This is a genomic window from Xanthomonas sp. WHRI 8932A (assembly GCF_035012785.1).
Taxonomy (GTDB): Bacteria; Pseudomonadota; Gammaproteobacteria; order Xanthomonadales; family Xanthomonadaceae; genus Xanthomonas.
Genome location: NZ_JAYGQQ010000021.1, coordinates 1 through 2,226, shown reverse-complemented (window position 1 = coordinate 2,226; position 2,226 = coordinate 1). Strand labels below are relative to the sequence as shown.

The window sequence follows — 2,226 nt, the reverse complement described above, 5'->3', positions numbered from 1 at the left end:
CCGGCACCTACCGATGAACACGCCCGAAGGAAACCGATCAACGGTCGCGGATTGAGGTCCTGACCAACACAGTTGCTACATGGACGTACTTGCGGCGTGTCCTGCGATGGTGGGCGGGCAAGGGCCCTGCAGCGACCGCACAGATCACTGGCTTCTCGCCGTCGCTCATCGAACGCAACGACATGCAAAAGTGCGAGCGCGCTTTCGCAGGATCTGAAAAACCCAAGCCAGCGTGATCGCAGGGCGCGTTTCCCTAGTCGCTTGGGGAGTACGCCATCAACCGATCACTCAAAGCTCCCTAGCGGCATCCATGCCGCCAAGTGGCCACGATAAAATCCCACTTGTTCGCAATCTGCACACGATCCACGCAAGTACAGTCGCAAGACGAACACCCGTTCTGGCGATCACCCATCTGATGCATTGAAAACGAAAGCCAGTGCTGCCCTGATGCATTACCGAAGCGGTACGCTCAACACCGATGGCGTTGCCACCGGCGAGGTAAACGTCACCATGCCGCCGCCATCGCTTGCGTCGGTGTAGCGCGCATCGCGGGTATCGATGACCAGCACCAATCGCTGTCCTGCAGGGATTTCGGCGGCGGCGGCCTGCAGCGACCAGTCCAGGGTCACCGCGCGGCCGGGCGTTACATCGCGCAGCGAGTACGGCGCATGCGTGATCAACGAGGCAATGCCCAACGCGTCCATGCGGTACAGATACGCAAACAGGCTCACCTTCGATTGCGTGGGCACCACCGTGATGCGTAAGGACGGACTGCCCGCCAGCTGACGCACACCGCTAGCCGGCGACCCAACCCACACCGCCGCGCCAACACGCGTGACCAGCGGAATCGAGGTGGTCACCGGCAAGCCGATGCCTTGCAACAGGCCGCTAACCAGCACCACGCCCGAGTCGGCCAGGGTCGGCACGTCGGTGGCAATGCGCGATTGCCACCCGCTGGCCGTGCCAGTGATCAATCCGCCGGTGGGGCTGAGCAGCCCGGCCGGTGCAGATAGACCCAGGCGCGTGGTGCCTTGCTGCACCGATGCCCAATCCGGATACGTCAGCCATTGCCCGGCGCGCGGCGATAGCCGCACCGGCGCTTCGGCATCCACGCCATTGCGCACTTGCTTGAGGTGGCGATCGAACCAACGCGTGGCCGCGGTGTAAACCTCGTTGGGCAGGCCCAAGGCGCCGGGCAGTTCCGTGGTGGCGTGATCGCCCTGGCTCAGCAGCAGTTGCTTGGGCCCGCGCAGCTGATTGAAGAAGGCAATGGTTTGATTCGGCGGGAACAAGCCGTCGTTGAAGGCGTTGCCCAGCAGCACTGCGGTGCCGCGCGCGTTGAGCGTGGCCACGTCGGTGACCGGGCTGCGCGAGGCCGCCTGCGGCAGGAAGCCCTGCACCGCACCATCGAAATCACCCTGCGCTACCTTCGTACCGATCTGCGCCAGATCCGGGCCCGCACGTCCGGTCAATGCGCCAGCGCCGACCAGCAGCCCGACACCTTGCTGGCTGACGGTGCGATTGGAATACAGCGAGGCCTCCAGATCAGCCCAGCCACTGAGCGCAGCCACTGCCTTGATGCGCGGGTCGCGCTCGGCGGCCAGCAGGCTGATGCCCGCGCCATAGGAGATGCCGGACGCGCCGATCGCATTCGGGTTAGCCGGCGTATGCGCCAGCGCCCAATCGATGACCGCACTGACGTCTTCCACGGTGTCCGGCCCGGCGATGTCGATCTGCCCGGCCGAATCCCAGAACCCGCGCGAGGTGTAGCTGACGACGACATAGCCATCGCTGGCCAGCTGGGTCGCGCGGCCCAGATATTCCAGATTGGGCAACGACCAACTGGCCGGCATCACGATCAGCGGAAACGGCCCGCTTCCCTGCCCCTGCGGCACCAGCACCAGCGCCCCCATCGGTGCGCCATCCCAGCCGGGGATGCGTTCGTAGGTCTTGCTGAAGGCGCCTGCCACGGCCGATGCCGACGACACCAGCAACGCCACCGCGGCGATGCCACGGATCCAAACCTTGTTCATGCTGCTCTCTCCCACGCAAAGCCGGGCCGGGATAGCCCAGCGGCAACTGCCATGCATCCGTGGTTCGGGGGGAGAACCCGGCGAACGTACCAGACGGTACGGTATGGGTTCAAGGCGGGAATTGGGAATTGGGAATTGGGAATTGGGAATTGGGAATTGGGAATTGGGAATTGGGAATTGGGAATTGGGAATT

1 protein-coding gene is annotated in these 2,226 nt (G+C 64.2%); it reads right to left on the bottom strand.

From position 1 onward, the window contains the following. Positions 1–452: 452 nt before the first annotated feature. On the bottom strand, positions 453–2,033 hold the full coding sequence (locus VC212_RS22700) for a CocE/NonD family hydrolase (protein WP_323515857.1): 1,581 nt from the start codon (positions 2,031–2,033) through the stop codon (positions 453–455). Positions 2,034–2,226 lie beyond the last annotated feature (193 nt).

Coding starts and splice junctions, on each gene's coding strand:
- VC212_RS22700 (WP_323515857.1), bottom strand. CDS start 2,033: ATGAACAAGGTTTGGATCCGTGGCATCGCCGCGGTGGCGTTGCTGGTG.